The organism is Exiguobacterium sp. E17S (assembly GCF_057772545.1).
The window spans coordinates 935,651-961,537 of record NZ_JBYLRU010000001.1 but is presented as its reverse complement, the minus strand read 5'-3'; the positions used below and the strand labels follow the sequence as shown (position 1 = coordinate 961,537).

20 protein-coding genes and 2 pseudogenes are annotated in these 25,887 nt (G+C 48.7%); all 22 read left to right on the top strand.

What is annotated here, in order from left to right:
- Window positions 1–67: 67 nt before the first annotated feature.
- The 22 genes and pseudogenes from pyrH (at window position 68) to AC3B4V_RS04930 (ending at window position 25,827) form a co-directional block, all read left to right on the top strand.
- On the top strand, window positions 68–787 hold the full coding sequence (pyrH, locus tag AC3B4V_RS05035; protein WP_029342047.1) for a UMP kinase: 720 nt from the start codon (window positions 68–70) through the stop codon (window positions 785–787).
- Window position 788: 1 nt separating this feature from the next.
- Complete coding sequence (gene frr, locus AC3B4V_RS05030; RefSeq protein ID WP_058704863.1) at window positions 789–1,346, top strand: ribosome recycling factor; 558 nt, start codon at window positions 789–791, stop codon at window positions 1,344–1,346.
- 79 nt (window positions 1,347–1,425) lie between these two features.
- Window positions 1,426–2,166 (top strand): undecaprenyl pyrophosphate synthase, encoded by a 741-nt coding sequence (gene uppS, locus AC3B4V_RS05025; RefSeq protein ID WP_029342046.1) that lies wholly within the window; start codon window positions 1,426–1,428, stop codon window positions 2,164–2,166.
- 19 nt (window positions 2,167–2,185) lie between these two features.
- Window positions 2,186–2,985, top strand: a pseudogene (locus AC3B4V_RS05020) (phosphatidate cytidylyltransferase).
- A gap of 14 nt (window positions 2,986–2,999) precedes the next feature.
- Window positions 3,000–4,154, top strand: coding sequence for a 1-deoxy-D-xylulose-5-phosphate reductoisomerase (locus tag AC3B4V_RS05015; protein ID WP_058704866.1), 1,155 nt, complete (start codon window positions 3,000–3,002; stop codon window positions 4,152–4,154).
- A gap of 14 nt (window positions 4,155–4,168) precedes the next feature.
- A complete protein-coding gene (gene rseP, locus AC3B4V_RS05010) occupies window positions 4,169–5,410 on the top strand; it encodes an RIP metalloprotease RseP (protein ID WP_023468687.1) in 1,242 nt (413 codons plus the stop codon).
- 34 nt (window positions 5,411–5,444) lie between these two features.
- A pseudogene (locus tag AC3B4V_RS05005) lies at window positions 5,445–7,144 on the top strand (proline--tRNA ligase).
- Between the two features lie 129 nt (window positions 7,145–7,273).
- Window positions 7,274–11,563, top strand: coding sequence for a PolC-type DNA polymerase III (locus tag AC3B4V_RS05000; RefSeq protein WP_050677665.1), 4,290 nt, complete (start codon window positions 7,274–7,276; stop codon window positions 11,561–11,563).
- Window positions 11,564–11,692: 129 nt separating this feature from the next.
- Complete coding sequence (gene rimP / locus AC3B4V_RS04995) at window positions 11,693–12,160, top strand: ribosome maturation factor RimP (RefSeq protein WP_023468684.1); 468 nt, start codon at window positions 11,693–11,695, stop codon at window positions 12,158–12,160.
- Between the two features lie 17 nt (window positions 12,161–12,177).
- Entirely contained in the window at window positions 12,178–13,287 is a 1,110-nt protein-coding gene (gene nusA / locus AC3B4V_RS04990; protein WP_023468683.1) for a transcription termination factor NusA, read from the top strand.
- Between the two features lie 3 nt (window positions 13,288–13,290).
- On the top strand, window positions 13,291–13,560 hold the full coding sequence (gene rnpM / locus AC3B4V_RS04985) for an RNase P modulator RnpM (protein WP_023468682.1): 270 nt from the start codon (window positions 13,291–13,293) through the stop codon (window positions 13,558–13,560).
- The gene (locus AC3B4V_RS04980) at window positions 13,553–13,855 is read left to right on the top strand and encodes a YlxQ family RNA-binding protein (RefSeq protein ID WP_023468681.1); all 303 of its coding nucleotides are present in this window, start codon (window positions 13,553–13,555) and stop codon (window positions 13,853–13,855) included. The genes rnpM and AC3B4V_RS04980 overlap by 8 nt, the downstream gene beginning before the upstream one ends.
- 15 nt (window positions 13,856–13,870) lie before the next feature.
- Window positions 13,871–16,042 (top strand): translation initiation factor IF-2, encoded by a 2,172-nt coding sequence (gene infB, locus AC3B4V_RS04975; protein WP_050677459.1) that lies wholly within the window; start codon window positions 13,871–13,873, stop codon window positions 16,040–16,042.
- A 39-nt stretch (window positions 16,043–16,081) separates the two neighbouring features.
- Window positions 16,082–16,423, top strand: coding sequence for a 30S ribosome-binding factor RbfA (gene rbfA, locus AC3B4V_RS04970; protein WP_488377926.1), 342 nt, complete (start codon window positions 16,082–16,084; stop codon window positions 16,421–16,423).
- 50 nt (window positions 16,424–16,473) lie between these two features.
- Complete coding sequence (gene truB / locus AC3B4V_RS04965) at window positions 16,474–17,382, top strand: tRNA pseudouridine(55) synthase TruB (RefSeq protein ID WP_133207494.1); 909 nt, start codon at window positions 16,474–16,476, stop codon at window positions 17,380–17,382.
- A gap of 16 nt (window positions 17,383–17,398) precedes the next feature.
- Window positions 17,399–18,328: a bifunctional riboflavin kinase/FAD synthetase gene (locus tag AC3B4V_RS04960; protein WP_488377925.1), complete on the top strand. Its 930-nt coding sequence runs from the start codon at window positions 17,399–17,401 to the stop codon at window positions 18,326–18,328.
- Between the two features lie 123 nt (window positions 18,329–18,451).
- Window positions 18,452–18,721 (top strand): 30S ribosomal protein S15, encoded by a 270-nt coding sequence (gene rpsO / locus AC3B4V_RS04955; protein ID WP_023468676.1) that lies wholly within the window; start codon window positions 18,452–18,454, stop codon window positions 18,719–18,721.
- Between the two features lie 138 nt (window positions 18,722–18,859).
- A complete protein-coding gene (pnp, locus tag AC3B4V_RS04950) occupies window positions 18,860–21,079 on the top strand; it encodes a polyribonucleotide nucleotidyltransferase (RefSeq protein WP_488377924.1) in 2,220 nt (739 codons plus the stop codon).
- A 74-nt stretch (window positions 21,080–21,153) separates the two neighbouring features.
- Entirely contained in the window at window positions 21,154–22,386 is a 1,233-nt protein-coding gene (locus AC3B4V_RS04945) for a M16 family metallopeptidase (protein ID WP_488377923.1), read from the top strand.
- A 59-nt stretch (window positions 22,387–22,445) separates the two neighbouring features.
- Window positions 22,446–23,909, top strand: coding sequence for a UDP-N-acetylmuramoyl-L-alanyl-D-glutamate--2,6-diaminopimelate ligase (locus AC3B4V_RS04940; protein ID WP_075642534.1), 1,464 nt, complete (start codon window positions 22,446–22,448; stop codon window positions 23,907–23,909).
- Window positions 23,906–25,165, top strand: coding sequence for a lipid II:glycine glycyltransferase FemX (locus tag AC3B4V_RS04935; RefSeq protein ID WP_029342035.1), 1,260 nt, complete (start codon window positions 23,906–23,908; stop codon window positions 25,163–25,165). The genes AC3B4V_RS04940 and AC3B4V_RS04935 overlap by 4 nt, the downstream gene beginning before the upstream one ends.
- Window positions 25,165–25,827, top strand: a complete 663-nt coding sequence (locus tag AC3B4V_RS04930; RefSeq protein WP_488377922.1) for a M15 family metallopeptidase — start codon at window positions 25,165–25,167, stop codon at window positions 25,825–25,827. Before AC3B4V_RS04935 ends, AC3B4V_RS04930 begins: the two co-directional genes overlap by 1 nt.
- The last annotated feature ends 60 nt before the right edge of the window (window positions 25,828–25,887 follow it).

Here is a 25,887-nt window from a genome sequence, read left to right as displayed (position 1 = left end):
CAATCCACTTTCGTGTGGAAGTGGTTCGTGTTCCTTTTTTACGGAATTTAGCAAGGGGGACATAGTCATGCAACCGAAATATAACCGGATTGTGTTAAAATTGAGCGGAGAAGCGCTCGCAGGAGATCAAGGGTTTGGGATCAATCCTGTCATCGTCAAATCTATCTCGGAACAGATTCGCGAATTAGTTGAATTGAACGTTGAAGTAGCGGTCGTCGTCGGAGCTGGAAACATTTGGCGTGGCAAAACAGGTGCAGAACTTGGGATGGACCGGGCCAACGCCGATTATATGGGGATGTTAGCGACAGTCATGAACTCGCTTGCGCTTCAAGACAGCTTAGAAGATGTAGGTGTTGAAACACGTGTTCAAACATCAATCGAGATGCGCCAAGTAGCAGAACCGTACATTCGTCGCCGTGCGATGCGTCACCTCGAAAAAGGACGTGTCGTCATCTTTGCAGCAGGTACAGGGAACCCGTACTTCTCAACAGATACGACAGCTGCTCTTCGTGCAGCTGAAATTGAAGCAGAGGTCATCTTGATGGCGAAAAACAACGTCGATGGTGTCTACTCAGCTGACCCGAATGTTGATCCAGAAGCGAAGAAATTCGAAACGCTCTCTTACTTGGATGTCTTAAAGGATGGACTTCAAGTCATGGATTCTACAGCAACTTCACTTTGTATGGACAATGACATCCCGCTCATCGTCTTCTCGTTGATGGAAGAAGGTAACATCAAACGTGTCGTCATCGGTGACGAAATCGGGACAATCGTAAGGGGGAAATAATATGTCAAAAGAAATCTTAAAACAAGCCGAAGAACGGATGGAAAAAGCACATCTTTCACTTAAGAAAGAACTTGCGACACTCCGCGCCGGTCGTGCGAACGTTGCGATTTTAGATCCCGTTCAAGTCGAATACTACGGTGCACCGACACCGCTCAATCAAGTAGCGAACGTCAACACACCAGAAGCACGTCTGATCTTGATCACTCCATGGGATAAATCAATGGTCAGCGAGATTGAAAAAGCGATTCAACGTGCTGATCTTGGTCTTGCGCCATCATCTGATGGTACGGTCATCCGTCTTGCGATTCCACCACTAACGGAAGAGCGCCGGAAGGAACTCGTCAAACTCGTCAAGAAGTATACGGAAGAAGGTAAGGTTGCCCTCCGTAACATTCGTCGTGATACGAACGAGCAGTTAAAGAAACAAGAAAAAGATGGTGCATTGACAGAAGATGATTTGCGTGGATACACAGAAGATGTTCAGACGTTGACAGACAAGTTCGTTAAACAACTTGATCAGACAGCAACGGAAAAAGAACAAGAAATCATGGAAGTATGACGCGACGGATCGTCATGGGGGGGACTCTTTGTCACACGAAGAGTCCCTTTCTTCATAATTGAGAGAGGAGGAAGTGCGGATGTTTCAATGGTTGAATCAGACGAAAGAAACCGAAACCTATGACCGGGTGCCTGAGCACGTCGCTATCATCATGGATGGAAACGGTAGATGGGCACAAAAACGCGGACTTCCGCGTATCATGGGACATCGCGAAGGCATGAAATCGATTCGTGAGGTCGTTCGGGTTGCAAATGAACTCGGCGTTAAGAGTCTGACATTATACGCCTTCTCGACGGAGAATTGGACGCGTCCGGAAGAAGAAGTGAGTTTTCTCATGAAGCTACCGGCACAATTTTTAGAGTCGGATTTAAAAGAGTTAGACGCGCAAAATGTCAAAGTCGAGGTAGCAGGAGAAGTGTCACGCCTCCCTCATTTCACACGTGAGGCAGTGGAACAAGCGAAACTGGATACGCAACACAATACAGGACTTCGTCTGATTTTCGCTCTGAATTATGGAGGACGCGATGAGCTCGTACAAGTCATGCAAAAACTGGGCGCACAGGTTCAGGCAGGAACATTGTCACCGGATGCGATTACACCGGAGACGATCGAGCGCGAGCTAATGACAGGATCCGTAACCGATGTCGATTTCGTGATTCGAACGAGTGGCGAACAACGGTTATCGAACTTCTTACTTTGGCAAGCGGCGTACGCAGAGTTTTATTTTACAGATGTCTTGTGGCCAGAGTTTCGTCGGGATGCTTTCTTGGCAGCAATTGAAGATTACAATCAACGGACACGCCGATTTGGCGGCGTCTGATTAAATGAGGAACTAGCTTATGAAAACTCGGATTATCACAGGGATATGGGCAGGCGCCATCTTTTTGGCGCTTTTGTACATCGGTGGACTTCCCTTTTTAGCGTTTATGGCAGTACTAACGATTCTCGGTTATACCGAGCTCGTCCGGATGCGACAATGGAGCGGCTCGCGCATTCCACGGATTTTATTCGGGATCGGCACATTATTACCATTCGTCGGTATCTATGAAGAGGCAGTCGATCGGACACTCCCAATCGGACTTTCACCAATCGCTTGGGCAATGATCATTTTATTGATCGGTCTCTTTTGGAACGTGTTTTCGAAAAATGTCTTTACGTTCGATGATGTCGCCTTTTTACTGCTGACTGCGGTTTATGTCGGTGTCGGTTTTGCATCGTTCGCCTACATCCGCTTACTCGAACATGGATTAACGTGGTCGCTCTTGATCATTCTCTTGATCTGGTTTACGGATTCAGGGGCGTACTTCGTCGGGAAGCGATTTGGTAAGAATAAACTGTGGCCGTCAATCAGCCCGAACAAGACGTTGAAGGGGCAGTCGGTGGCGTATTACTTGCCATCTTACTCGGTGTCGTGTTCGAAAGTATCGAACCGACAGTCGGTTTTGGGAAAGTCATTGTCCTTGCCATCATCGTTGCCGTCGTTGGGCAACTTGGTGACTTGGTCCAGTCCGCTTACAAACGCCATTATGGTGTGAAGGATTCTGGAACGTTGCTACCGGGTCATGGTGGTATTCTAGATCGGTTCGACAGCATGATGATCGTCTTTACGGTCCTCGTCGTACTCGATATCTTTGCTTGAGGAGGCGCTTCATTATGAAGAAAATCAGTATCATCGGTGGAACGGGATCGATTGGTACGCAAACGCTTGATGTCATTGCGGCTAATCCAGATCTTTTTGAATTGACGAGTTTTGCATTTGGTCGCAACACGACGGTCGCCGTACCGTGGTTGAATCGTTTGCAACCGATGCTTGTCGGAGTCCAAGATGAGGCAACACGTCAAGAACTCGAGCAACAGTTGACCTATCAGCCGACGATCGTCATCGGTGAAGAAGGGTTGCTTGATGTCGTGACGCATCCTGAAGTCGATACGGTCATTACAGCGGTCGTAGGAGCTGTTGGCTTACGTCCAACGCTTGCCGCGATCGAGGCGGGTAAGACGATTGGTCTTGCGAACAAAGAAACACTCGTCACGGCAGGGCACCTTGTCATGAAGCTCGCGCGCGAAAAAAACGTGACGATTTTACCAGTCGATAGTGAGCATGCGGCCATTTTCCAATGCTTGAACGGGGAGCGGCGAGAAGATGTGCGTCAAATCATCTTGACAGCGTCAGGCGGAAGCTTCCGTGATCAATCACGTGAAGAACTGGCAGACGTGACGGTCGAACAAGCACTCGCGCATCCGAACTGGTCGATGGGAGCAAAAATCACGATTGATTCGGCGACGATGATGAACAAAGGGTTCGAAGTCATTGAAGCGCACTGGTTATTTGATGTCGACTATGCGGATATCGATGTCGTCATTCACCGTGAATCCATCATCCACTCGATGGTCGAATTCAATGATGGAGCTGTCATGGCTCAGCTTGGTATGCCCGACATGCGAGAACCGATTCAGTACGCTCTTACATATCCGTCCCGCCTTGAAATCCAAGGGGGAGAACGGTTAAACTTAAAGGAAATCGGACGCTTACACTTTGCTGATGCATCATTTGATCGTTATCCGTTGTTACGACTTGCTTTTGAAGCGGGTCAAGCCGGTGGATCGATGCCATCAGTACTCAATGCTGCGAACGAACAAGCGGTGGACCGTTTCTTAAAAGGGGACATTCGCTTTTTAGAAATCGAAGCGAGCGTCGAGGCGGCGCTTCAAGCTCATGAGCTTATCGACGAACCTTCCTTGGATCAAATCCTTGAAGCTGATCGATGGGCGCGTGAGTTCGTATCGTCTCTTACATTCGCTAACTAAGGATGGGATAAGTAATGACGACCTTTATTTCAATCGTGCTGATGTTCGGTGTACTCGTCGCCGTCCATGAATGGGGTCATCTCGTAATGGCGAAGCGGGCAGGTATTCTCTGTCGGGAATTCGCGATTGGATTTGGACCGAAGATCTTTTCAGTGTTTAAGAATGAGACGTTGTATACGGTACGCCTGTTGCCGATTGGCGGTTACGTCAAGATGGCGGGTGAAGAACCTGAACTCGTAGAGATCAAATCAGGTCAAACCGTTGGATTACAGTTAAAGGACGGCGTCATCGAGACGATTTATTTCGATGCGGATCAGCCACAAGTCGATCAAGTCGTTACTGTCGAGCGGATTGACTTGTTGCGTCAACTCGAACTCGTTGGATTACAAGACGAGACATCGGTTCGCTATCCTGTCTCACCGACAGCATTTCTTGTCGAAGGTCAGACACGGACACAAATTGCGCCATATGACCGCACATTTGGTTCGAAATCCGTATGGAAACGCGTCCTTGCGATTGCTGCAGGACCGTTCATGAACTTTGTCCTTGCGTTCGTCATTTTATTCGGTCTTGCCTTATATAATGGTTCTCCGACAGGGGAAAGCGTCATCGGAACAGTACAAAAAGGTTCACCTGCCGATCAAGCAGGACTTGTTGAAGGTGACCGGATTATCTCGGTCAACGGACAGGATACAGCAAAATGGACGGATTTACGTGCTGGATTCCAAGATCGTGCTGGGAAAGCGACAGAAGTAAAATATGAGCGTGATGGAAAAGAGACGACAACTGAGATCACGCCAAAAGTGCAACAGCAAGGGGAACAGAAGGTTGGCATCATCGGTGTCACGAATGAGACAGAAAAATCATTCGGAACAGCACTACAAACGGGCGTTTCAGAAACATGGCGGATGTCGACGCTTATCGTCGGAGCTGTTGGAGATCTCGTAACGGGTGTCGTTGGCGTCGATCAATTATCAGGACCAGTCGGGATCGTCAAAATGACCGATCAGGTCGCAGATAGTGGGTTCTCGATGCTATTGACATGGACAGCATTGTTGTCCGTCAACTTAGCAGTCTTCAACTTATTGCCACTTCCAGCACTTGACGGAGGACGATTGTTGTTCCTCTTCCTTGAAGCCTTACGCGGTAAACCAGTTGATCCTCAAAAAGAAGGATTGGTTCACTTCGTCGGTTTTGCGCTTTTGATGCTACTCATGCTCGTCGTCACTTGGAACGACATTCAAAAATTCTTTTAATTAATCACTCAGTCAAAGGAGTTCGTGACTCATTATGAAACAATCAAAACTATTCATGCCAACGTTGCGTGAAGTACCATCTGATGCAGAAGCCATCAGTCACCAACTCTTGCTTCGTGCAGGATTCATGCGTCAAAATGCCGCTGGGATCTATTCGTATCTACCACTCGCAAAACGAGTACTCGCAAACATCGAGACGATCATTCGCGAGGAATTAGAAGCGGCGGGTGCGCAAGAATTACTGATGCCAGCGATTCAACCAGCTGAACTATGGGAAGAAACAGGACGCTGGGATATCTATGGACCTGAATTAATGCGCTTGACGGATCGTCATGATCGCCGGTTCGCGCTCGGAGCGACGCACGAGGAATTGATCACTTCAATCGTTCGTGATGAATTGAACTCGTACAAAAAGTTACCGGTCAATCTCTTCCAGATTCAAATGAAGTACCGTGACGAACGTCGCCCACGTTTCGGTTTATTACGTGGTCGTGAGTTCATCATGAAGGACGCTTATTCGTTCCATTCTTCACAAGAGAGCTTAGACGAAGAGTATCAAAACATGTTTGATACGTATTCGCGGATTTTCTCACGTGTTGGTCTTGAGTTCCGTCCAGTCGTCGCTGACTCAGGTGCGATTGGTGGTAGTGGAACACATGAGTTCCATGCGTTAGCAGCAATCGGTGAAGATACGATCGTCTACTCGGACCAATCGGATTATGCAGCGAACTTAGAGATGGCAGAGTCCATCGATGCCTATCCGAAGCAAGACAAAGCACCAGAAGCACTTGAAGAAGTGCATACGGCAGATGCGAAGACGATCGAAGCGGTCAGCGCACATCTGAATTTACCAGCAAACGAATCAATCAAGACCGTCATCTTCAAGACGGAGCAAGGGCTTGTCATGGCACTCGTCCGGGGCGATCACGAAGTCAACGATATCAAGTTGAAAAACTATCTGGGAGCACTCGACATCACGATGGCGAGCGACGAAGAGATTGAAGCAGCGCTTCACTCAACGCCTGGAACACTCGGACCAATCGGGGCAGACATGAAGATCGTCGCCGATTACGCGATTCGTGCCTTGACGAACGCTGTCTGTGGTGCAAACAAAGCGGAAACGCATTATATCCATGTCGACCCAAGTCGTGATTTCGAAGCAGAATATACAGACTTGCGCTTCGTTGAAGAAGGTGACGCGTCACCAGACGGCAACGGAAACGTTAAATTCGCACGTGGCATCGAAGTCGGTCAAGTCTTCAAACTCGGAACACGTTACTCTGAAGGAATGGGAGCGACCTTCCTCGATGAAGGCGGTAAAGCACAACCACTCATCATGGGATGTTACGGCATCGGTGTCTCGCGGACATTGTCGGCAGTCGTCGAACAGCATTATGATGAGCGTGGGATCATTGGCCAAAAGCGATCGCACCATACGATGTCCATTTGATCGTCGTCAATGGTAAAAATGCGGAACAGCTTGAACTCGGAGAAACACTATACCGTGAGTTGACAGCTGCAGGTTTTAGCGTCCTACTTGACGACCGGAAAGAACGAGCAGGCGTCAAATTCGCCGATGCGGATTTGATCGGTCTACCGGTTCGCTTGAACGTCGGCAAAAAAGCGGCAGAAGGAATCGTCGAATTAAAAGCCCGTCGTGGTGGCGATGCAGAAGAAATTGGACAAGAACAAGTCGTTGAGGCTGTTCGTTCACTCTATGAAGGTTTAGAATAAAGAATGGAGACGGTCACTTTTCATAAAGTGACTGTTTTCTTGTCTCACACCCATTCGCCCCTTGGGCAATCCGCAAGAGGAGGAGGAGTTGCTGTCACGGTGTGAAGCGATCAGACAGCACAATTGCGAGTGGATACACAACAACGCATGTCACTGTTGCTGAGTGACTTGGAATTACCGAACGGTATCATTGAAGAATACTTTAACGAAGCAGTTCTTGAGAAGCTTCGCGTCAATAAAGCAAAAGCAACCTGGACATTTGAGATCCGCTTGCCACAGGTTTTGCCACAAAACGTCTATCAACTCTTTACGAGTCGCTTGATAAGTCGGTATCAGCAATTCGCCGAAGTCAAGGTCATCCTATACGCGGATGGTCGACCAGACGAACGCCTGTATCATGATTACTGGCCATACGTCGTGCAGGATCTCGCAGATGTCTCATCGGCGATGCGGACACAACTTGGACGGGTCTTACCGGAGTTCAAAGAACAGAAATTATTCATTCCGGTCCGGAGTGAACCGGAAGCAGGATTCTTAAAAAGTAGCTTATGTGGAGAGTTGCAGTTACTTTACAGTGCTTACGGATTTCCGAAATTCAACTGTGAACCGATTGTTCAAATCAACGAATCGAAACAAGAAGCGTTGCGCAATCAGGTGAAACAGGAAGACATGGAAGAAGCAAAACGGATGCTCGAGTTGCAATTCAAGCGGGAACAATCGCGGGATGACGATGAAGGACCGGTTGAGATCCGGATCGGGAAACCAATTCAAGATGAGATTGTCCCGATTAAGACGATCCAAGATGAGGAACGACGGATTGCGATCCGTGGTCTCGTCTTCTCGGCAGAGAGTCGTGAACTACGAAGTGGAAAGACGATCTTTACGTTTAAGATGACGGATTATACGGACTCCCTCGTCGTCAAGATGTTCGCGCGTGACGAAACAGACGTCAAGATCCTCTCAGCCATCAAAAAAGGCATGTGGATTCAGGCGGCAGGTCGCGTTGAGTTCGATACGTTCCTGCGCGATCTTTGTATGATGATTGCCCAACTGTCAGAGGTGAAGATGGAAGCCCCTGCTGACCCTTGGGCAGGCGAGAAGCGTGTCGAGTTACATGCGCACTCGCAAATGAGTCAAATGGACGCCGTCATGAACGTGACGAAATACGTTGAACGCGCGGCGAAATGGGGTCATCCTGCTGTTGCGATCACGGATCACGCGGGTGCACAAAGTTTCCCGGATGCCTACTATGCCGGAAAGAAAAACGATATCAAAGTATTGTACGGAATCGAAGCGAACGTCGTCGATGATGGGGTGCAAGTCGCCTATCATCCGGTGGAACGTAACTTAGATGACGCGACATTCGTCGTCTTTGACGTCGAGACGACTGGTTTATCCGCGATGTACAACAAGATCATCGAACTTGCAGCCGTCAAAATCCACGACGGTGATATCATCGATAAGTTCGAAGCATTCGCGGATCCGAAGCATCTGTTGTCGGCGACAACGATTGATTTGACAGGGATCACCGATGATATGGTCCGGGGAAAACCAGATCCGGAACAAGTCGTCAAGGAATTCATGGACTGGGTCGGCGACTCGATTCTCGTTGCCCATAATGCTTCGTTTGATATCGGATTCTTGAATGCGACGCTACGATCCGGTGGACACGATGAATCGGTCTTGCCGGTCATTGATACGCTTGAGCTAGCCCGTGTCTTGATGCCGACGCTAAAAAACCACCGATTGAACACACTCGCGAAACGATTTGACATCGAATTGACACAGCATCACCGCGCCATCTATGACGCGGAAGCGACAGGCTATTTGATGGTCAAATTGCTTCAAATGGCAGATGAGATGTTCGACATGAAGACACACGCCTCGCTCAACCGGGAGATGGGGAAAGATATCTCGCGGGCACGACCATACCACGCGACGGTCTATGCGAAGAACCGGACAGGCTTGAAGAATCTGTACCAATTGATTTCGATTGCTCACACGAAACACGTGCACCGTGTCGTCCGCACACCGCGCTCGCAACTCGTCGCGCACCGGGATGGATTGATCATTGGATCAGCTTGCGATAATGGCGAAGTGTTTGATGCCGCCTTGAACAAGTCGGACGAAGATTTAGCGAAAGTGATGCAGTTCTATGATTTCATCGAGATTCAGCCACCCGCGATGTATGGACATTTGATCGAACGGGAAATCGTTCAGAATGAACTCGAACTGCGCGAACTGATTAAAAAGATCATCCGCGTTGCGGAAGAACATGATATTTTACCAGTCGCGACAGGGAATGTGCATTACCTCGATCAACATGATGCCACGTACCGGGAGATTTTGATCCGGACGCAAGGTGGAGCGAACATGCTGAACATGCGAAAACAATTGCCGCCGGCGCACTTCCGGACAACGAAGGAAATGATGGACGACTTCAAGTTCCTCGGACCGGATGTGTCGGAACGTCTCGTCATCACGAACAGTCAAGCCGTCGCGGAACAGTTCGAGAACATCGACATCATTCCAAAAGACCTCTATACACCGAAGATCGAAGGGGCAGATGAAGAAGTCCGAAACTTGTCGTACGATATGGCGCACCGGATTTACGGTGACACGTTACCAGAGATCGTCGAAGCCCGACTCGAAAAAGAGTTGAAGTCGATCATCGGTCACGGATTCGCCGTCATCTATCTGATTTCCCATAAACTCGTTAAAAAGTCGCTCGACGACGGCTATTTAGTTGGTTCACGGGGATCGGTCGGATCAAGTCTCGTTGCGACGATGACCGAGATCACGGAAGTTAATCCATTACCACCGCATTATGTCTGTCCGAATTGTAAGGAATCGGAGTTCTTCGATGACGGTTCCGTTGGTTCGGGATTCGATTTACCGGATAAGTCTTGTTCGAAATGTGATATCCCATTGTTTAAGGATGGTCATGATATTCCGTTCGAGACGTTCCTTGGATTTAAAGGGGATAAAGTACCGGATATCGATTTGAACTTCAGTGGAGAATATCAGCCGCAAGCACATGCCTATACGAAAGTCCTGTTCGGTGACGATTACGTCTACCGTGCCGGAACAATCGGAACAATCGCCGAGAAGACGGCGTATGGCTACGTCAAAGGGTATCAGTCGGAGAATGAGCTGACGTATCGGAATGCGGAAGTCGATCGTCTCGTCAGTGGTGTCACCGGTGTCAAACGGACGACTGGGCAACACCCGGGTGGGATCATCGTCGTACCAGACTATATGGATATTTACGATATCAGTCCGATTCAGTATCCGGCAGACGATATGGGTTCTGAATGGAAGACGACACACTTTGACTTCCACTCGATTCACGATAACTTACTCAAACTCGATATCCTCGGTCACGATGACCCGACGATGATCCGGATGCTACAGGATTTATCAGGACGTGATCCGAAGACAATTCCGGTCGATGACCCGGAAGTCATGAAAATCTTCAGTTCGACGGAATCGATCGGCGTAACGCCGGAGCAGATTGATTCGAAAACGGGAACGCTTGGTATTCCGGAGTTTGGGACGAAGTTCGTTCGCCAAATGTTAGAAGAGACGAAACCGACGACGTTCTCGGAGCTCGTCCAGATTTCAGGACTCTCGCACGGAACGGATGTCTGGCTCGGAAACGCCAGCGAATTGATTTACAACGGAACATGTGAACTAAAAGACGTCATCGGTTGTCGAGATGACATCATGGTCTACTTGATCTACGCCGGTCTTGAACCGTCGCTTGCCTTTAAAATCATGGAGTCGGTCCGAAAAGGGAAAGGACTCTCGATTGACATGGAAGAGGCGATGATCGAGAATGACGTACCGCTTTGGTATATCGATTCTTGTAAAAAAATCAAGTACATGTTCCCAAAAGCCCACGCTGCCGCCTACGTCTTGATGGCCGTCCGGATCGCCTACTATAAAGTCCATCATCCGATGTATTACTACGCTTCGTACTTTACGGTTCGTGCGGGTGACTTTGATATCGGTGCGATGAATAAAGGCTCTGCTGCCGTTCGCAAAGTCTTGCAAGACATCAAGGATAAAGGATTTGAAGCGACGGCGAAGGATAAAGGGCTGTATACGGTTCTTGAAATCGCGCTTGAGATGATCGAACGTGGCTTTACGTTCCAAAAGGTCGATCTCTACCGCTCAAGTGCAACGGAATTCCTCATTGACGGAGATACGTTGTTACCACCGTTTAATGCCGTGACAGGTCTCGGGACGAATGCAGCGAAGCAGATCGTCGAAGCACGTAAAGGCGGCGAATTCCTCTCGAAGGAAGACCTCCAAAAACGCGCTAAGTTATCGAAATCGATCATTGAGACGCTCGATAACCTAGGCTGTCTCGAAGGGTTACCGGACGAGAATCAGCTCTCCTTGTTCGACTTGTAAGCCCTTAGGAACACTTGCTTTGAGCGCTTTCCTATGCTATATTGAGTGAGGAAATGTTTTTTATACTACGACTTGGAAGGAGTAGGGGGACCTGCTCCTTTCTTGTTTGTTTTTTGAAGGAGGATGAAGATGACGAACGTAACGGAAAAGGTCGAAGCGCTCGCAAAACCAATCGTCGAACGAGAGGGGATGGAGCTAGTCGACGTTGAATTCGTCAAAGAAGGGGCGGATTGGTTCCTACGTGTCTCCATCGACAAAGAGGGTGGCGTAGATCTTGAAGACTGCGTCAAAATCAATGAACAGTTATCGGAAGCATTGAATGACAATGATCCGATCGACGAGCCGTATTACCTCGACGTCGCTAGTCCAGGAGCGGAACGTCCACTGAAGAAAGACGAGGACTTCGAAAAGGCGATTGGGAAACATGTGTACATCAAAACGCACGATCCAGTAAAGAATGCGGTTGAATTCGAAGGAACGTTGCTCGCGTACACACCTGAGATGCTTGAAATCGAAGTGCGTGTCAAAACAAGAAAATTGAAAATTGAGATACCGGTCGACAAGATTTCACTTGCGCGACTTGCGGTAATGTTCTGACGGAAAGGAAGAGAACGATGGGACCACAGTTACTCGAGGCGATCAATCAAATCGCGAAAGAGAAGGAAATTGACAAGAACATCATCATCGATGCGCTCGAACAGGCATTGATTTCAGCGTACCGACGCAACTTCGGAAAAGAATCGGAGGCTGTAAAAGTCGAATTCGACCAGCAGACAGGAGACATCCGTGTCTTCGCGCTTAAGGAAGTCGTCGAACGATTGACACAACCAGAAGAGCAACTTTCGCTTGAAGAAGCGCACGAGATCGATCCGACATATGAACTCGGCGATTTCCATAAAGTCGAAGTGACGCCAGGCGACTTCGGTCGTGTTGCAGCACAAACGGCGAAACAGATCGTCACACAAAAAATGCGTGAAGCAGAACGCGAACGCATCTACAATCACTTCGCGGATCGTGAAGACGAGATCATGACAGGTATCGTCGAGCGTCAAGATGCACGCAACTTGTACGTCAACCTAGAAGGTATCGAAGCTGTCTTGACGACACACGAGCAAATGCCGAACGAGCGTTTCGGGATTCGTGATCGCATCAAGGTGTACGTCACGAAGGTTGATCCGATGGTCAAGGGATCAGGGGCATCGATTCTCGTATCACGGACACATCCAGGTCTCTTAAAACGTCTCTTTGAAATCGAAGTACCAGAGATTTCAAGTGGCGAAGTCGAAGTCAAGTCTGTGGCGCGTGAAGCGGGCGACCGTTCGAAAATCGCAGTCGCAGCGGACGACATCGATCCAGTCGGTGCATGTGTCGGACAAAAAGGGGCGCGTGTTCAACGCATCGTCAATGATTTGAACGGGGAAAAAATCGATATCGTCCGTTACTCGGATGATCCGAAAGAATATGTCGCGAACGCACTCAGCCCAGCTCAAGTCGTTGCGGTCTATGTCAACGAACCAGCGAAAGCGACAATCGTCGTCGTTCCGGATTTCCAATTGTCGCTTGCAATCGGGAAACGTGGTCAAAACGCGCGTCTCGCAGCGAAATTGACAGGATGGAAAATCGACATCAAGAGCGAGTCTGAAGCGGAAGCAATGGATCTCGAAGATGTCTTCGCGACGGAAGAGCCGGCAGTAGAAGCGGTCCAAGTCGAAGGCGAGGAATAATTTGTGCAAAAAAAGGTACCATTACGTAAGTGTGTCATCACACAAGAAATGAAACCGAAAAAAGAATTAATTCGTGTCGTCCGGACACCTGAACAAGAGGTCGTCATCGATTTAAATGGTAAGATGAATGGGCGAGGTGCCTATTTATCGAAAGATGCGGCAGTCATTGCGACGGCGAAGAAAAAACGGACGCTTGATCATCATTTGAAGGTCAAGACGACAGATGCCTTATACGATGAATTGCTTGAAATCGCGGGAGGTACAAATGAGTAAATGGGAATCCCTTCTCGGTCTCGCGAATCGAGCTAGAAAAGTGACGACGGGAGAAGAACTCGTACTGAAAGAAGTACGAGGAGGACAAGCGAAGCTTGTTCTTTTAGCAGCAGATGCGGGGGCTGCCACGCGTAAGAAAGTCACAGATAAATGTACGAGTTATCAGGTTCCTTACCTAGAAGTCGCCGACCGGACGATTCTCGGTCAAGCATTAGGAAAGGATGCGCGTGTTGTCGTGTCAGTCAATGAAGCCGGATTTGCGAAAAAGCTAACTGAACTCCTCTCGAACGACTAATTGGAGGTGGATCCTTTGGGTAAACGTGTATACGAATTCGCCAAGGAACAAAACGTAACAAGTAAGCAGGTCATCACCCAGCTCGAAAAGCTGGAGAAACCAGTCAAGAATCATATGGCAGTATTAGATGAACAGACAGTACAGCAACTCGATCAAGTATTTAATCCCGAGAAATATCGGGCTCAAAAGACGGAGGCTCCAAAACAAGTGAAATCAGATAATAAACCGAACCGACCAGGAAGTACAAACAAACCAGCAGGTAACCAATCACGTAACAGCAAAGGCGGACGCCCAGAATTCGGCAACCGTAACAACCGTGGCGGCAAACGTCGTCCGAACCAAAAGAAAGCAGAACCGCGTAAACTCGAAGTAGCGGATCCGAACTCGAAGTCGAGTCAACGGAAAGCAGCTCGCCGGGCTCAAGAAGAGGCGATGGCAAACGTCGTTCAATACTCTGATAACTTGACAGTCGGAGAACTCGCTGAAAAAATGGCGAAAAAACCGAATGAATTGATCATGAAATTGATGGGTCTCGGTGTCATGGCGACGATCAACCAAGATCTTGATGACGAAACAGTCGAACTGCTCGCGACAGAGTTTGGTTTTGAAGTCGAAAAGACAGTCCAAGTCGATGAGACGGACTTTGATCAATACGAATTGAACCTTGACCAGTACGAATTGTCTGAGCGTCCACCGGTCGTTACGATCATGGGACACGTCGACCACGGTAAAACGACATTGCTCGACTCGATCCGCAACACGAAGGTCACTGCAGGCGAAGCCGGCGGGATCACGCAGCACATCGGTGCTTACCAAGTTGAGATCGACGGCAAGAAGATCACGTTCCTCGATACACCAGGTCACGCGGCGTTCACAACGATGCGTGCACGTGGAGCAGATGTCACGGATATCGCGATCATCGTCGTTGCAGCAGATGACGGTGTCATGCCGCAGACGGAAGAAGCGATCAGCCACGCGAAAGCAGCTGGCGTTCCAATCATCGTCGCGGTCAACAAGATGGATAAAGAAGGCGCAAACCCTGACCGTGTCAAACAAGAATTGACAGAGTTCGAACTCGTTGCAGAAGACTGGGGTGGCGATACGATCTTCGTACCCGTTTCAGCTCTTAAAGGAGACGGTATCGACGAATTGCTCGAGATGATCCTTCTCGTTTCAGAAGTTCAAGAATACAAATCAACACCAGACATGAACGGTCGCGGAACAGTCATCGAGGCGAAACTCGATAAAGGACGCGGTCCTGTCGCTACCCTTCTCGTCCAACACGGAACACTTCGTGTCGGTGACCCGATCGTCGTCGGTCACACGTTCGGTCGTATCCGGGCAATGGTCAACGATATCGGTCGTCGTGTCAAAGAAGTCGGTCCATCGACGCCAATCGAAATCACAGGTTTAAACGATGTCCCGAAAGCGGGCGATCAATTCTTCGCATTCGAAGATGAGAAAAAAGCACGCCAAATCGGTGAAGCACGTTACCAACGTGAAATCGAAGCACAACGTCGCGATTCAGCGAAAGTTAGCTTAGAAGATCTCTTTGACCGCATTAAAGAAGGCGAAGTCAAGGACCTCAACATCATCATCAAAGGTGATGTCCAAGGTTCAGTTGAAGCCTTAGCCGGTTCATTGAAGAAAATTGATGTCGAAGGTGTTAAAATTAACATCGTACACTCAGGTGTTGGTGCAATCACGGAAGGTGATGTCATCCTCGCCTCAGCAGCAAATGCGATCATCATCGGATTCAACGTTCGTCCGGATGGTAACGCGAAATCAATGGCAGATCAGGAGAAAGTCGAAATTCGTCTTCACCGGATCATCTACAATGCGATTGAAGAAATCGAGCAAGCGATGAAAGGTCTCCTTGATCCTGAGTTCGTCGAGAAAATCATCGGTCAAGCTGAAGTCCGCGATGTCATCAAAGTATCGAAAGTCGGTACGATTGCAGGTGGATATGTCACAGAAGGTAAGTTGACGCGTGATGCAGGTGTCCGTGTCGTTCGTGATAGTATCGTCATCTACGAAGGAAAACTCGATACACTTCGCCGCTTTAAAGATGATGTCAAAGAAGTCGCTGCTGGTTACGAGTGTGGAATTAAGATCGAACGTTATGATGACATAAAAGTTGATGATGTCATCGAAGCGTTCATCATGGAAGAAGTCAAACGGAAGTAACAGAACGGAATCCATTCTTCCGAACTGGAGGGAACAAACATGAGTTTACGCTCGAATCGTGTCGCCGAACAGGTGCGTAAGGAAATTACGCAACTGCTCATCAAAGATGTCAAGGATCCACGCGTCAAGCCGATTACCGTCACAGGTGTCGAAGTGACAGGAGACTTGCAACAAGCGACGATCTTCTACTCGGTCCTCGGTGACGAAAAAGCACGTGAGGATGCGCGCGTCGGTCTTGAAAAATCGAAAGGCTTCATGCGTAAGGAAATCGGATCGCGGATTCGTCTACGGAAAACACCTGAACTATTGTTCGAGGTCGATTCTTCTGTCGAATACGGATCACGCATTGATGAGTTGCTTCGGAATTTGAACAAAGATTAACACCTAAGGCAACCACGCGTGTGGTTGCCTTTTTTCAAGGAGGACATCACGTGGAACCCATCGGAGTATTACCACTAGATAAACCAGCCGGCATGACGAGTCATGATTGTGTCTTTCGTCTACGTCGTTTGTTTCAGACGAAAAAGGTTGGACACACAGGAACGCTTGACCCGGAAGTAACAGGTGTCTTACCGATTTGTCTCGGTCGAGCGACGAAGCTTGCCCGCTTCATCACGGATGAAGGAAAACGTTACGCGGCGGAAGTGACGATCGGCTTCGCAACGACGACAGAAGATGCACACGGAGAGACGGTTCGTGAAACGCTGGTCGAACCCGGAAGTATTACTGAAGAGGCGATCGCTGATATCCTGAGCGCATTGACAGGGGAGATCGAGCAGACACCACCGTATTATTCAGCAGTCAAAGTGAACGGGAAGAAGTTATACGAATATGCACGAAAAGGGATTGAAGTCGAGCGACCGACCCGGATCGTTCGCATCGATCGATTAGAACGGACATCGGACCTTGTGTTCGAAGATGGTCTCTGCCGATTCCGCCTCGATATCGCGTGCGGGAAAGGGACGTATATCCGGACGCTAGCAGTCGAGATCGGAGAACGACTTGGTTATGCGGCACACATGAGCGACTTACGCCGGACAGGATCTGGTGCGATTGCTGAGACGGATACCGTCACACTCGAAACACTCGAATCGTATGAGACGGTCGAAGAACGGATGCAGCACGTCCTACCGATCGAACACGTCATCCAAAAATGGCCACGATTGACGGTTGATGCAGCAACAGCGCAACGTGTCTTGAACGGAGCAAAGCTGACAAGCATTCCAGTCGAATTCGAGCTGTTTACTGTCTATAATGAAGAGGACGTACCTTTAGCGCTATATCGACGTCTTCCAGAAGAACAGGTAGCACGCGTCGAGGTCATGCTACAAATCGATTAAGATCGGAGAGAGCATCATGGACATCATACATTTGACATATCCGGAACAGCCTCAAAAAGCCCCTGCTGTCATCGCACTTGGCTTTTTTGACGGTGTACATCTCGGACATCAGCAAGTCATCGCAGCAGCACGGAAAGAAGCGGAGGCTCGTCGCCTGCCTTTGGCTGTCATGACCTTTGATCCACATCCGAAACAAGTACTTGGTAAAGGGGATGAACCGGTCCGCTACATCACGCCGCTTGAACGTAAATTAGAGAAAATCGAACGCCTTGGTGTCGATCGTGTTTATGTAATTGAGTTCACGATTCCTTTCTCGGAATTGTCACCGCAAGCTTTCGTCGATGAATATCTGATTGCGTCCGGTGCAGAGCATGTCGTCGCTGGATTTGATTATTCCTACGGTCGCTTCGGAGCTGGCAAAATGACGACGCTTGATTTTCATAGTCGGGGCACGTTCACACACACCGTTGTAGCAGAGTTCCAAGAAGAAGCAGAAAAAATCAGCTCAACCCGGATTCGTCGTTTACTTGCTGCAGGAGAAGTCGAACCGGCTGCACGTTTGCTTGGAGAACCCTACCAAATCAAAGGTACAATCATTCACGGTGACGCACGCGGTCGACAAATTGGCTTCCCGACAGCTAACATGCGTCCGGAATTTTCTTACGTCATTCCGAAACTCGGTGTATATGCGACATTCGTTCGCTTAGCGGACGGTCGTCGATTCAAAGCGATGACGAACGTCGGAAGACGCCCGACGTTTTATGAGACGGGAGACGTCAGTATTGAGACACATCTTCTTGACTTTGATGAGGATCTTTATGGTCAAGAATTGACGCTTGAATGGATCGCTTACTTACGCGATGAAAAAGCCTTCAATGGTATCGATCAATTGAAAGAACAACTGGCGCGGGACCGTGAAGAGGCAAATGAACGATTAAGCGTTTGACAGTACGGACAGGGTTCGTTATGATAGGTCAGTACGATCACGTACAGCCGATTCGCTTGGCATCTGGTCTCACCATCCGATGCTCGGGAATACGGTCATTCATAAGATGGAGGTGGAGTGACAATGGCACTCACAAAAGAACGTAAAAACGAAATCATCGAAGCATATGCTACGAAACAAGGCGATACTGGTTCGCCGGAAGTACAAGTTGCTGTTTTAACTGAACAGATCACAACTTTGAACGATCACTTACGTACACACAAAAAGGATCACCACTCACGTCGTGGTCTCTTGAAAATGGTCGGTCGTCGCCGTAACTTGCTCACATACCTTCGTAACAAGGATGTTGCACGTTACCGTTCGTTGATCGAGCGTCTTGGTCTTCGTCGCTAATCCCGACGAGAACGAGGTAGGGAAGCAGGAGCATCGTCTCCTGTTTCTTTTTTTTGCCGATTCATGGACTTTTTGCGCAAGAACCTACATAATTAGATTTGAATGAAAAAACGGATAGCAGTGAGAGGAGATTTGTGCATGTCACAAACAAAACAGACGTTTTCGACCGAACTCGGTGGACGTCCATTAACGATTGAAATCGGTCAATTAGCAAAACAAGCGAACGGAGCAGCATTGATTCGCTACGGCGATACAGCCGTTCTTGCTACGGTCGTTGCATCAAAACAACCGAAGGACTTAGATTTCTTCCCATTAACAGTGAACTATGAAGAAAAATTATATGCGGCAGGGAAAATCCCAGGTGGATTCCTCAAACGTGAAGGACGCCCTGGAGAGAGTGCGATCTTGACTTCGCGTCTGATCGACCGTCCGATCCGTCCATTATTCCCGGACGGTTTCCGTCACGACGTACAAGTGGCGACGACGGTCCTTTCGTCAGATGCTGATAATTCATCAGAAGTCGCTGCGATGATCGGGGCTTCGATTGCCCTTTCGATCTCGGATATTCCATTCGATGGTCCAATCGCAGGCGTGACGATCGGTCGCGTCGACGGAGAGTTCGTCGTGAACCCGACTTCAGCGCAAATGGAAGTTAGCGATATCGACCTTCAAGTTGCCGGAACAAAACATGCCGTCAACATGGTCGAAGCAGGTGCGAAGGAAGTATCGGAACAAGCAATGCTTGAAGCGATCTTGCTTGGACACGATGTCATCAAGGAAATGATCGCTTTCCAAGAGGAGATCGTCGCACAAGTCGGTAAAGAGAAGTTCGACTATACGGTATCAAGCTTCGATGAGACAATCGTCAATCGCCTGAAAGCAGAAGCATTGGCAGAAGTCACACAAGCAGTTCAAGTCGAAGAAAAACAAGCACGTGACGTTGCCATCAACGAAGTCATCGCAAAATACATCGAGTTGTATGCAGCTGACGAGTCAGTCACAGCAGAGCAACTGGCAGAAGTATCAGGCGTTCTCAACAAGTTCGTCAAAGACGAAGTCCGTCGTCTCATCACGGAAGACAAAGTTCGTCCAGATGGTCGTGGTCTTGCTGAGATCCGTCCACTCGATTCAGAAGTCGGTCTCTTACCACGTGCACACGGTTCAGGTTTGTTCACTCGCGGTCAGACGCAAGTCTTGTCTGTTGCGACACTCGGTGTTGCGGGTGACGCTCAAATCATCGATGGCCTTGGTCTGAAGGAAGAGAAACGCTTCATGCACCACTATAACTTCCCGCCATTCTCAGTCGGAGAAGCACGTCCGATGCGTGCACCAGGTCGTCGTGAAATTGGTCACGGGGCACTTGGAGAACGCGCACTCTTACCAGTTCTTCCGAATGAAGTCGATTTCCCGTACACGATTCGTCTCGTGTCGGAAGTCCTTGAGTCGAACGGTTCTTCATCACAGGCTTCAATCTGTGGTTCGATCCTTGCCATGATGGATGCGGGTGTTCCACTCAAAGCACCTGTCGCTGGTATTGCGATGGGCTTGATCATGGAAGGCGACAATTACTCGATCTTGACAGATATCCAAGGGATGGAAGATCATCTCGGAGATATGGACTTCAAAGTCGCTGGAACTCACGAAGGTGTCACAGCTCTGCAAATGGATATGAAAATTGGCGGGATCACGCGTCAAATCCTCGAAGAAGCACTCGAACAAGCACGTCTTGGTCGTTTGCACATTCTTGAGCATATGCAAACGGTCATCGCTGAACCACGTGTCGAATTGTCACAATACGCACCAAAAATCGTCACACTCAAAATCAATCCAGATAAAATTCGTGATGTCATCGGACCTGGTGGTAAAGTCATCAACGGTATCATCGATGAGACAGGCGTCAAGATCGACATCGATCAAGACGGAACCGTCTTCATCGCATCGACGGATCAAGCTGGCATCGATCGTGCCCGTCAATTGGTCGAAGATATCGTCCGTGAAGTCGTCGTCGGAGAAGAGTTCGATGGAACAGTTCGTCGTGTTGAGAAATTCGGTGCATTCGTCGAATTGTTCAAAGGAAAAGACGCACTCGTCCACATTTCGGAACTCGCACTTAACCGTGTCGGTCAAACGGAAGATGTCGTCAAACTTGGAGATAAGCTAAAAGTCCGTGTCACAGAAATCGATGACAAGGGACGCGTCAACGCTTCGCACAAAGTCCTGCTCGTCGAAGGCTTAAGCGAAGAAGATCGTGCAGCGTATGAAGAAAAGAAAAAGACAGAGCGTGAGAACCGCCCGCCACGCCGGGATCAGGGTTCACGCCCACCACGTGACGGACAACGTCCACCACGTCGTAACTAATGAATCCAAGGTGGCTCGACGGTGCAGAGAATGCAACGAGAGCCACCTTGTTTCCTATATTTGGAGGAATTACTATGATCGAACGGATACAATTAGAAAACGGAGTTCGACTGATCGTTGAACGAATGCCGGAAGCACGCAGCGTCGCGACCGGAATCTTCATTCAAGCAGGAAGCCGGACGGAACAGATCGAGGAGCATGGGATCAGTCATCTCATCGAGCATATGATGTTTAAAGGAACAAAACGCCATACGGCAAAAGAGATTGCGGTTTACTTTGACCGACTTGGTGGAAATATTAATGCGTTCACGAGTAAGGATCAAACGTGTTATTACGTCAAGACACTAGATGAACATGCAGGAGAAGCCTTTCACGTATTGGCGGACATGTTCCTTGAATCGACGTTTGACGCGGATGAACTGGAAAAAGAGAAAAAGGTCGTCATTGAAGAGATCAAGATGTACGATGACACACCGGATGATCTCGTCCATGAGTTATTAGCTGTTGCGGCTTACGGAGAAGATGTCATGGCTCGACCGATTCTTGGAACGGAAGAGAGTGTGCTTCGGATTGATCGTGCGATGATCGGACGATATCTCGAAGAAGCGTATGCTCCGGATCAAATCGTCATTTCCGTTGCCGGAAACGTCTCAGACGAGTTGATTGCGCAGATTCAAGAGCGGATGTCGATTCTCGAATCACGATCGAAGACACGCGAGACGACAGAGCCAAGGTTACAAAATGGTGTGATTCGTAAGGAAAAGGATACGGAGCAGGCTCATATTTGTTATAATTTCCGTGCGATTCCTTCTGCTGACCCACGTTTGCCTGCCCTCGCCTTACTCAATAATGCATTCGGTGCGACGATGTCGAGTCGCTTGTTCCAATCCATCCGAGAGGAACGCGGTCTTGCCTATTCAGTCTTTTCCTATTACACGACGTTTGACGATCATGGAACGTTCACGATCTATGTCGGCACGTCTCCGGAATCAGTCGAAGAGGTCGAACAGGTCCTTGCTGCTGAAATCGATCGCTTGAAAAAGGATGGATTATCGACGAAGGAACTCGAAGATGGGATTGAACAGCTGAAAGGTTCTCTGATTCTAGGGAACGAAGGCACATCGAGTCACATGAATCGAAACGCCCGAAATGAGTTGCATCTGCATCGTCACCCATCACTTGAAGAAGTGTTAGCGGATGTCGAACGGATTCGTCCAACGGATATCGAGGGGCTGATTGAGCACATCTTTTCGGAGGAACCGGCAAAGGCCTATATTCTTCCGGCAGACGAAGAAGAGGAAGCATGATAGCAGAACGGAATAGATGAAACATATGAAATGACGATGTCGAGAAAGAAGGAATACCGTTGAATTTAGCTGAATTGATTCAAGTCATACAGACGCAAAAAATCGAACGAATGGTAGAAGTGGACGTTACGTCCATTACGACCGATTCACGGGATGTTAAACCGGGAACATTGTTCGTCGCCATCAAAGGATATACTGTTGATGGACACGACTATGCTAAACAGGCGGAAGCACAAGGAGCGGTCGCAATCGTCGCGGAACAACCGGTCGACGTGTCGATTCCTGTCATTCTTGTTCGTAGTACATCACGTGCCATTGCCGAGTTGGCTGGCAAATTCTATGATTATCCTTCTGAAAAGATGCGGATGATTGGTATTACGGGAACGAATGGGAAAACGACGACGACGACGATCGTCCGTGATATATTAGCGCACCTTGGTCGGAAGACGGGCATCATCGGTACGGTTGAAGTCAAGATTGGTGACCGCGTCGTGCCAAGTCGCAATACGACACCACAAAGCTCCGAGTTACAAGCATTTCTGCATCAGATGCATGAAGAAGATGTCCAAGATGTCATCATGGAAGTTTCTTCACATGGATTAGAGCTTGGTCGGGTAACGGGTGTCGATTACGACGTTGCGGGATTTACGAATCTGACGCATGATCACCTTGATTTCCACAAAACATTTGAAAACTATGCGCGTGCCAAAGGATTGTTGTTCGCACAACTCGGTCAACGGCTGTCGACAGAGAAAGTTGCGGTCTTGAATGCGGATGATCCGACGAGTGAGCTGTATGAGATGATGACAGGTGCTCGTGTCATGACATACGGCATCGACAACGCAGCTGACCTACGAGCAACAGCGATTGAACAGTCGCTTCAACAAACGACGTTTACGATGCTGTACAAGGAAGAACAAGTCGATGTCACGGCGAATTTCATCGGTCGCTTCAACGTCTACAATCTGTTGCTTGCGACAGGGATCCTCTTGTCTTGCGGATATGATCTAGCGACGATCGCAGGCGCGATTTCAGCAATCCGTCCGGCAAAAGGTCGGATGCAACGCTTGCCGATTGAAGGATATAACGTGTATGTCGACTATGCGCACACGCCTGACGGCATCGAACAGTGTCTGAAAGCACTCGTTGACGTACCGAAGGAAAAGATCGTCTTCCTGATCGGGACAGGTGGAAATCGCGATGTGACGAAACGACCAAAAATGGGCGAACTCGCTTCGACGTACGCAGGAACCGTCGTCATCACGACGGATGATCCACGATATGAAGCATATGAGTCGATTACATCCGGCATCGCCAAAGGGATGACTCACGATCAGTTCGTTGAAATCGGTGATCGGGAAGAGGCCGTGCGTTACGCAGCGCGACTCGCACGACCAGACAATATCGTCATCTTAGCCGGTAAGGGCCATGAAAAATATCAAATCATTGGGGATGAGAAATTCCCGCTCGATGAGGAAATCATCGTCAAAGAGATGATACGGCAAATGGAGGAACAGAAGTGACTTATCAACCAATCGTTGTAACCATAGATCAATTTGAAACATTCGTAAAAACACATCCCAAAGGCGACTTACTCCAGCTTCCAGCATGGGGAGAAGTCAAAAGCGCGACAGGATGGACACATGAACGGATCGCGGTCGGAACGGCTTCCGGTGAGATTGCCGGAGTTGGTCTTCTTTTGTTCAAGAAAGTACCGAAGCTACCGTTCACGCTTTGTTATGCACCGCGCGGTTTCGTCGTCGATTATACGGATACGGACGCACTTCGCGCCCTTCGTGACGAAGCGATTCGTGTCGCAAAACAACAGAAGGCAATTGCGATTAAATTTGATCCAAACGTCGAGCGGGAAGAATATCCTGGTCTGTTGCAGGAGATGCAAGGACTCGGATTCAAACATAACGGCTTCGGTGGCGGTTTTGACTATGCGCAACCACGCTTTACGATGGAGACGAGTCTTGTAGGGACAGAAAAAGAGATCTTCGACGGTTTCCATTCGAAGTTCCGCTACAACGTCCGCCTTGCTGAACGTAAAGGGATCGTATGCGAACAAGCGGATCGCGAAGGGCTAAAGACATTCGCAAAGCTGATGGTCGAGACGGGCGAACGGGATGGTTTTTCGATCCGTGGTCTGGATTATTTCGAAAATCTGTACGATCATCTTCACCCAAAAGGGGATGCGGTCTTGTTTTTGACGAAACTCGATGTCGTTCGTGCGCTTGAGAATACAGAAGCCTTATTACTTCAAGCTGACAAGGAACTCTCGAAAATTCATCGTCAGCTCGAGAAAGAGACGGCCGAGAAGAAGCTAAAAAGCTTAAACAATCGCTTGGAGCAGACGACAGCACAAATCGAAAAAGCAGAGAAGTCGAAGACAGAACTGATGACGATTGCTGCTAAACATCCAAACGGTGTCATCCTGTCTGGTGGTCTTTTGACGCTTGCTGGTCGTCGCTCGTATTACTTATATGGCGCTTCATCGAACGAATATCGGGAGTTCATGCCGAACCACTTGATGCAATGGACGATGATGCAATATGCGAAAGAACATGGCGCGCTCTCTTATGACTTCGGTGGAGTCAGTGGTTCGACAGACCCGGATGATCATTACGCAGGACTCTACGCCTTTAAATCTGGTTGGGGCAGCCGGATGATTGAAAAAATCGGTGAGTTCGATTATGTACTCAATCGTCCGCTCTATCTGTTGCTAGAGACTGGGTTACCGATTCTACAAAAACTTCGGAAGAAGCTTCGCCGCTGATGAAACGGGGAACAATCTTCGGTTGGATCGTATTTTTATTGACGATGTTTGCGATTGGATTGTTTCTTGCGGCATCCATGAATCGGATGCCGACGATTTTAATGGATCAACCGGAGCTCGGGATTGATAGTTGTCCACGGGACGTAGCGGGAGAAAATCGTTTGATTAATGCAAGCGAGACGAACCTGAAGCGTCTCCACCCTGCTGTCGAAGCAGGGGCAAAGGATCTGATCCGTGTGGCGCATTCGTGCTACAATATCGATATCAAGATTACGCAAGGATACCGCTCGATTCAGCAACAGAACGCGCTTTATGAACAAGGACGTTCTAAGGCAGGTGAAGTCGTCACGAATGCACGTGGTGGTGAATCGATGCATAATTATGGACTCGCTGTCGATTTCGTTCAGCTCGTGAATGGAGAGATTTCATATGATCTTGAGTATGATGGGAATCGGTCAGGGAAAAGTGATTGGCGTGAAGTCGCGGATATCGGAAAAGCGCTCGGTTTCGAATGGGGAGGCGATTGGAAACGATTCGTCGACTATCCTCATTTCGAGATGACGTTCGGGTATTCGCTCGACGAACTGAAGGCTGGTGAACGTCCAAGCCGTTCGGAAAAAGCGAAACGAACGGAAGAGGTCGAAGATTTGTTGAATACGTGATCAACGTCATTCCTGGAGTAATGTGGCAGGAATGACGTTTTTTTTTAGATTTCCTAGTCC

Bases quoted from the DNA above. Each gene is read 5' to 3' on its own strand.
- pyrH (WP_029342047.1), top strand. From the start codon at position 68: ATGCAACCGAAATATAACCGGATTGTGTTAAAATTGAGCGGAGAAGCG.
- frr (WP_058704863.1), top strand. From the start codon at position 789: ATGTCAAAAGAAATCTTAAAACAAGCCGAAGAACGGATGGAAAAAGCA.
- uppS (WP_029342046.1), top strand. From the start codon at position 1,426: ATGTTTCAATGGTTGAATCAGACGAAAGAAACCGAAACCTATGACCGG.
- AC3B4V_RS05015 (WP_058704866.1), top strand. From the start codon at position 3,000: ATGAAGAAAATCAGTATCATCGGTGGAACGGGATCGATTGGTACGCAA.
- rseP (WP_023468687.1), top strand. From the start codon at position 4,169: ATGACGACCTTTATTTCAATCGTGCTGATGTTCGGTGTACTCGTCGCC.
- rimP (WP_023468684.1), top strand. From the start codon at position 11,693: ATGACGAACGTAACGGAAAAGGTCGAAGCGCTCGCAAAACCAATCGTC.
- nusA (WP_023468683.1), top strand. From the start codon at position 12,178: ATGGGACCACAGTTACTCGAGGCGATCAATCAAATCGCGAAAGAGAAG.
- AC3B4V_RS04980 (WP_023468681.1), top strand. From the start codon at position 13,553: ATGAGTAAATGGGAATCCCTTCTCGGTCTCGCGAATCGAGCTAGAAAA.
- rbfA (WP_488377926.1), top strand. From the start codon at position 16,082: ATGAGTTTACGCTCGAATCGTGTCGCCGAACAGGTGCGTAAGGAAATT.
- AC3B4V_RS04960 (WP_488377925.1), top strand. From the start codon at position 17,399: ATGGACATCATACATTTGACATATCCGGAACAGCCTCAAAAAGCCCCT.
- rpsO (WP_023468676.1), top strand. From the start codon at position 18,452: ATGGCACTCACAAAAGAACGTAAAAACGAAATCATCGAAGCATATGCT.
- pnp (WP_488377924.1), top strand. From the start codon at position 18,860: ATGTCACAAACAAAACAGACGTTTTCGACCGAACTCGGTGGACGTCCA.
- AC3B4V_RS04945 (WP_488377923.1), top strand. From the start codon at position 21,154: ATGATCGAACGGATACAATTAGAAAACGGAGTTCGACTGATCGTTGAA.
- AC3B4V_RS04930 (WP_488377922.1), top strand. From the start codon at position 25,165: ATGAAACGGGGAACAATCTTCGGTTGGATCGTATTTTTATTGACGATG.